This is a genomic window from Streptomyces sp. NPDC088817 (assembly GCF_044750345.1).
In the GTDB taxonomy this organism is placed as follows: domain Bacteria; phylum Actinomycetota; class Actinomycetes; order Streptomycetales; family Streptomycetaceae; genus Streptomyces.
Genome location: NZ_JBIVJN010000006.1, coordinates 238,327 through 244,590, shown reverse-complemented (window position 1 = coordinate 244,590; position 6,264 = coordinate 238,327). Strand labels below are relative to the sequence as shown.

Genomic DNA, 6,264 nt, shown 5'->3' with positions numbered 1-6,264 from the left:
CGCGGGTGCCACCTCGCACGCACGGCGCGAGGACGGGGCCCGCACGCGGGTGTGTCCGGGCAACGGGGAGGGCAGGGGCCCTGCCCGTACGCGGCTACCCCTTCACCCGCGGGCGTCGCCCTGCGGAGGGGGCTGCCGTGCGCGCGGGTGCCACCTCGCACGCACGGCGCGAGGACGGGGCCCGCACGCGGGTGTGTCCGGGCAACGGGGAGGGCAGGGGCCCTGCCCGTACGCGGCCACCGCTTCACCCGCGGGCGTCGCCCTGCGGAGGGGGCTGCCGTGCGCGCAGGCGCCGCCTCGCAGGCACGGCGCCCCCGCTCGGCGCCCCTCCGCACTCGGCGCTCCCGCGGAGGGCGCCGGGCGCTGCCCTGCACCCCAGTTGCCCCACGTTCAGCCCGCCACAGCCGTCCTACCCCCGCGCCGTGCTCCCCGTCGCCGCCGCGTCCAGGTCCGTGAACAGCAGTTCGCCGTTGATGGCCGCGCCGGCGCGGTAGCCGCGGCTGGCTGAGTTGATCACCTGTTCGGCGAAGCCGCTCGCGTTGCCGGCGGCCCAGAGGCCGCGGACGGTCGTCAGACCCCGTTCGTCGATCACCGGGTACGCGCCGAACGGCGTCTCCCGCAGTTCGGCGCCCAGTTGCTGGAGGAGGTCGGTCCGGGGCACCGCGCGCGGCGCGACGAACAGCGCCTCGCGTGCGTACGTCGTGCCGTCGGCGAGCCGGACCCCGGTCAGCCGGTCCGCCTCGACGACGATTCCGCTCACCTCGCCCGGCACCACGTGGACGCCGGCCGCGGCCAGCCTGCGCAGGTCGTCGTCGTTCAGCTCGTCCTCACCGACCCGGTGCAGGAAGAGCGTCACGTCCTTGGACCACTGGGTCACCATCAGGGCCTGGTGAACGCTCAGCGGTGTCGTGGCGAGCACGCCGAAGGCCTTGTCGCGGACCTCCCAGCCGTGGCAGTACGGGCAGTGCAGCACGTCCCGGCCGAAACGCTCGGCGACTCCCGGGACCTCCGGGAGCTCGTCCTTGAGGCCGGTGGCGACGACCAGCTGCCGGGCGTGGACGATACGCCCTCCGGCCAGCGTCACGTCGAACTCCCCGTCCGCGTCCCGGACCGCCGCCACCGCCCGGTCCCGGACCAGTTCGACCCCGTACCGTTCGATCTCCTCGCGGCCGGCGGCGAGGAACCGTGCCGGGGACATGCCGTCCCGGGACAGGAAGCCCTGCATGTGCGCGGACGGCGCGTTGCGCGGCTCGCCCGCGTCGACGACCAGCGTGCGCCGCCTGGCGCGGCCGAGGACCAGCGCCGCGGACAGCCCCGCAGCGCCGCCCCCGACCACGACGACCTCGTACTTTGCGTTGTTCTCGTGCTTCTCGGTCATGTGACCACCTCCACCGAGAAGGTCGTCCGTGCGGTGCCGGATTGACAAACACATTTGCCGGTTCCGCAATCGAGGCGGGAGTATCGGAGGCATGAGCATCGACGACGTCCTCGCCGACGTGGGCCCGCGGCTGCGCCGGATACGCAAGGAGCGGGAGGTCACCCTCGCCGCCCTCGCAGAGGCGACCGGGATCTCCGTCAGCACCCTCTCGCGCCTGGAGTCGGGCCTGCGCAAACCCAGCCTGGAGCTGCTGCTGCCGATCGCGCAGGCCCATCGGATGCCGCTGGACGAGATGGTCGGAGCGCCTCCGGTGCGCGATCCGCGGGTACGGGCCGAGCCGATCGTGCGCGGCGGCCGCACCCACTGGCCGCTGACCCGTCAGCCCGGCGGCCTCCAGGCGTTCAAGGTGCTGGAACCCCGGCGCAGGCTCGAACCCGACCCGCGCACCCACGAGGGCTACGAGTGGCTGTACGTGCTGTCCGGCAGGCTGCGGCTGGTGCTCGGCGGCCACGACGTGGTGCTCACGGCCGGAGAGGCGGCGGAGTTCGACACGCGCGTGCCGCACTGGTTCGGGTCGACGGGGGAGGGGCCGGTGGAGTTCCTCAGCCTGTTCGGACCGCAGGGGGAGCGCATGCACGTACGGGCCCGGCCGGCGCGCACCGCCGAGGACGGCTGACCGGGGGTGTTCCCCGATGGGCAAGCGACCGCTTAGTATGCGGTCGACCCCGGTCACCCGACGCGACGACGCGGTCCCCTGGAGGCGGCACATGCAGGCATGGCGAGTGCACGACAACGGCGAGCCGGGCGAGGTGATGCGGCTGGAGGAGACCGGGCCGCCCACCCCGGGCGAGGGCCGGATCCTGCTCAAGGTGCGCGCCGCGAACGTCAACTTCCCGGACGCGCTGCTGTGCCGCGGCCAGTACCAGGTCCGGCCGCCCCTGCCCTTCACCCCGGGCGTGGAGATCTGCGGCGAGACGGAGGACGGCCGCCGGGTGATCGCCAACCCGGAGCTGCCGTACGGCGGTTTCGCCGAGTGGGCCGTCGCCGCCGCCGACGCGGTGCTGCCCGCCCCCGACGCGCTGGACGACGCCGAGGCGGCCGCCCTGCACATCGGCTACCAGACGGGCTGGTTCGGCCTGCACCGCCGGGCGCGCCTGGAGGCCGGCGAGACCCTGCTCGTGCACGCCGCCGCCGGAGGCGTCGGCAGCGCGGCCGTACAGCTCGGCAAGGCGGCCGGCGCCCGGGTCATCGGTGTCGCCGGCGGCGCCGCGAAGGCCGCCGTGGCCCGCGAGCTGGGCTGCGACGTGGTGATCGACCGGCACGCCGAGGACGTCGTCGCCGCCGTGAAGGAGGCCACCGGCGGCCGGGGCGCGGACGTGATCTACGACCCGGTCGGCGGCACGGCCTACGCCCAGTCCGCCAAGGCCGTCGCCTTCGAGGGCCGGATCCTCGTCGTCGGCTTCGCCGGCGGGACCGTCCCCAGTCCGGCGCTGAACCACGCACTCGTCAAGAACTACTCGATCGTCGGCCTGCACTGGGGCCTGTACAACACCAGGAACCCCGACCTGGTCCGGCACTGCCACGAGCAGCTCACCGACCTGGCCGCCCGGGGCGCGATCAAGCCTCTGGTGAGTGAGCGGGTGCCGCTGGCCGGAGCCGCGGCCGCCGTGCAGCGGGTCGCCGACGGAGCCACCACCGGCCGCGTCGCCGTGCTGCCCGCCCTGAAGGACGGAGCCACCGCATGACGGACGCCGAGGAACTGCGACGCCGGACCGGCGAGTTGCTGACCGCGCATCCGCCGGCCACCACCGGCAGGCTCGACTTCCTCCGAGCCCGCTTCGACGCCGGGCTCGCCTGGGTGCACTACCCGGAAGGTCTCGGCGGACTCGGCGCCACCCGCTCCCTCCAGGCCGTCGTGGACGCCGAGTTGGCGGCGGCGGGCGCCCCGGACAACGACCCACGCCGCATCGGCATCGGCCTCGGCATGGCCGCCCCGACCATCCTGCGGCACGGCACCGAGGAGCAGAAACGGCGCTTCCTCAGGCCGCTGTGGACCGGGGAGGAGGTCTGGTGCCAGCTGTTCAGCGAACCGGGCGCCGGATCCGACCTCGCCGCCCTCGGCACCCGGGCGGTCCGTGAGGGCGACACCTGGGTGGTCAGCGGGCAGAAGGTGTGGACCTCCAGCGCCCACCTCGCCCGCTGGGCCATCCTCATCGCCCGCACCGACCCGGACCTGCCCAAGCACCGGGGCATCACCTACTTCCTCTGCGACATGACCGACCCCGGCGTCGAGGTGCGGCCGCTGCGCCAGATCACCGGAGAGGCCGAGTTCAACGAGGTCTTCCTGACGGGCGTGCGCATCCCCGACGCCCACCGCCTCGGCGAGGTCGGCGACGGCTGGCGGGTCGCCGGGACCACGCTCATGAACGAGCGTGTGTCCATCGGCGGTATGCGGCTGCCCCGCGAGGGCGGCATGATCGGCCCGGTCGCGAGGACCTGGCGCGAGCGGCCGGAACTGCGCACCCACGATCTGCACCAGCGGCTGCTGAGGCTGTGGGTGGAGGCCGAGGTCGCCCGCCTGACCGGCGAGCGGCTGCGCCAGCAGCTCGCCGCGGGCCGGCCCGGCCCCGAGGGCTCCGGCATGAAGCTCTCCTTCGCCCGGCTCAACCAGGAGATCAGCGGCCTGGAGGTCGAACTCCTCGGTGAGGAAGGCCTGTTGTACGACGACTGGACCATGCGCCGTCCCGAACTGGTCGACTTCACCGGCCGCGACGCCGGATACCGCTACCTGCGGGCCAAGGGCAACAGCATCGAGGGCGGGACCAGCGAAGTGCTCCTGAACATCGTCGCCGAGCGCGTCCTCGGCCTGCCCGCCGAGCCGCGCACCGACAAGGACGCCGCCTGGAAGGACCTCGCCCGATGAGCGCGACGAGCACGCCGAGTGCCGAACCCGACCTGCTGTACTCGGAGGAGGAAGAGGCGCTGCGCGCCGCCGTCCGGGACCTGCTCACCGACCACTGCGCCCCGGCGGACGTGATCGCGCGCGCCGAGTCGGACGCCCCGCACGACCTCGCGCTGTGGAAGACGCTCGCCGGCGACATGGGCCTGGCCGGTCTGCTGGTGCCCGAGGAACACGGCGGCCAGGGTGCCTCCCATCGCGAAGCGGCCGTCGTGCTGGAGGAGTTGGGGCGGGCGGTGGCGCCCGTTCCGTACCTCACCAGTGCCGTGGTCGCCACCGAGGCGCTGCTGGCCTGCGCGGGCGACGACCGCGCCGATCTGCTGTCCCGTCTGGCGTCCGGTCGGACGATCGGCGTCCTGGCGGTCGGGCTGCACACCGCGCCGGGGGGCGCCTTCGGGACCGTACGCCTGGAATCCGGGCTGCTGCACGGGGAGTTGACGGGGATCGCGGACGCGGCGGTCGCCGACGTGCTGCTGGTGCCCGCGGACGACGGCGGGCTCCACGCCGTCGACGCGGACGACGTCACCGTCACCCCGCAGGTGCCGCTGGACCTGACCCGGCCGCCGGCGACCGTCTCCCTCGACGCCGTACGGGCCCGTCGGCTTGGTGACGCCGGGCCCGCCGTGCACCGGGCGCTGCGCGCCGGCGCCGGACTGCTCGCCTCCGAGCAGCTCGGCCTGGCGGACTGGACGTTGACCGAGACCGTCCGCTACCTCAAGGAGCGTAGGCAGTTCAACCGGCCCGTCGGCGGCTTCCAGGCGCTCAAGCACCGGCTCGCCCAGCTCTGGCTGGAGGCGGCCGGGCTCCGCGCCGCCGCCCGGTCCGCGGCCGACGCGCTCGCCGGGGAGGAGGACGCCGACGTGGCGGTCGCCGTCGCCCAGGCCCACGCGGCGCCCGTCGCCGTCCACGCCGCCGAGGAGGCGCTGCAACTGCACGGCGGCATCGGCATGACCTGGGAACATCCGGTCCACCTGTACCTGAAGCGGGCCAAGGCGGACTCGATCGCGTACGGCACCGCGGGCGCCCACCGCGAGGCGCTGGCCCGGCTGGTCGGACTCGAAGCGCCCTGACGTCCGGCCGGACGTCAGGGGTGCAGACTGCCGACGATCTGCGCCGTGGCCATAAGACCCTCCTGAATGGTGGGCGCCATGCTCGTGCCCGCCAGGAAGAAGCCGAGCAGGACGCACACCAGGGCATGCGAGAACTTCAGCGCGCAGTTGCGCACGAAGATCACGGCAAGGAGCAGGAGCAGCAGCACCACAGAGATGGAAATGGCCATCGTCGTCCTCCTCCGCCACGCCCACTTCGCGGCTTTCGGCCGCAAGTGTGGCGTAGCGGAGGGTCGGTCCGGGCGGTAGACATGTCCTCCGAACGTGTGGTTCTGCCACCGCTCCGCGATTGCCCTGCGTGGTGCGGAGCGTGATGCCGGGTGCCGGGGTCAGGCCTCGATGACGCGGGAGCGGATGAGGAAACGCACTCCCTCGGGTGCCTCCAGGGAGAAACCACTGCCCCGGCCGGGCACCACGTCCACGATGAGCCGCGTATGACTCCATGCCTGGAACTGGCTGCGCGACATCCAGAACGGCACCGGCAGGTCCAGCCCCTCGATCTCCAACTCCGCGAGCAGCACGTCCGAGCCGCCGGTACGGAACTCGCCCGCCGGATAGCACATCGGCGCGCTTCCGTCGCAGCAGCCACCCGACTGGTGGAACATCAGCGGTCCGTGCGTCTCGCTCAGCCGCCGCACCAGTACGGCCGCCGCGGGGGTGAACTCCACGCGCGGGATCTCCTCGTACATCGTCGCCGTCCCTCGCCGCCCGGGAGAGCCCGGGAAGAAGCACCGGAAGAAGAAGCCGCACCCAGCCAAGCAGCAAGGAGGTTGCGACAAGGTTGCACGGCCCGCGTCCCCCTGCCTCGCCGTACGGGG

General features: G+C 73.5%; 7 protein-coding genes. 4 read left to right on the top strand and 3 right to left on the bottom strand.

The annotated features are described in order from the left end of the window. Positions 1-409: 409 nt before the first annotated feature. Positions 410-1,378, bottom strand: a complete 969-nt coding sequence (locus tag ACIP4X_RS13675; RefSeq protein WP_391454870.1) for an FAD-dependent oxidoreductase — start codon at positions 1,376-1,378, stop codon at positions 410-412. 91 nt (positions 1,379-1,469) lie between these two features. On the opposite strand from ACIP4X_RS13675, the gene ACIP4X_RS13670 reads away from it, so the two are divergent. The 4 genes from ACIP4X_RS13670 to ACIP4X_RS13655 all read left to right on the top strand — a co-directional run bounded on the left by ACIP4X_RS13670 (position 1,470) and on the right by ACIP4X_RS13655 (position 5,407). Then, a complete protein-coding gene (locus tag ACIP4X_RS13670) occupies positions 1,470-2,054 on the top strand; it encodes a helix-turn-helix domain-containing protein (protein WP_401348301.1) in 585 nt (194 codons plus the stop codon). Positions 2,055-2,145: 91 nt separating this feature from the next. Then, a complete protein-coding gene (locus ACIP4X_RS13665) occupies positions 2,146-3,123 on the top strand; it encodes a zinc-binding dehydrogenase (RefSeq protein ID WP_391454869.1) in 978 nt (325 codons plus the stop codon). Then, positions 3,120-4,301, top strand: a complete 1,182-nt coding sequence (locus ACIP4X_RS13660) for an acyl-CoA dehydrogenase family protein (protein WP_358731566.1) — start codon at positions 3,120-3,122, stop codon at positions 4,299-4,301. The genes ACIP4X_RS13665 and ACIP4X_RS13660 overlap by 4 nt, the downstream gene beginning before the upstream one ends. Next, entirely contained in the window at positions 4,298-5,407 is a 1,110-nt protein-coding gene (locus tag ACIP4X_RS13655) for an acyl-CoA dehydrogenase family protein (RefSeq protein ID WP_358731564.1), read from the top strand. Before ACIP4X_RS13660 ends, ACIP4X_RS13655 begins: the two co-directional genes overlap by 4 nt. A 14-nt stretch (positions 5,408-5,421) precedes the next feature. On the opposite strand, the gene ACIP4X_RS13650 is transcribed toward ACIP4X_RS13655, so the two are convergent. Further along, a complete protein-coding gene (locus tag ACIP4X_RS13650; protein ID WP_358731562.1) occupies positions 5,422-5,616 on the bottom strand; it encodes a hypothetical protein in 195 nt (64 codons plus the stop codon). Positions 5,617-5,775: 159 nt separating this feature from the next. Further along, complete coding sequence (locus ACIP4X_RS13645) at positions 5,776-6,135, bottom strand: DUF779 domain-containing protein (protein WP_391454868.1); 360 nt, start codon at positions 6,133-6,135, stop codon at positions 5,776-5,778. Positions 6,136-6,264: the final 129 nt, after the last annotated feature.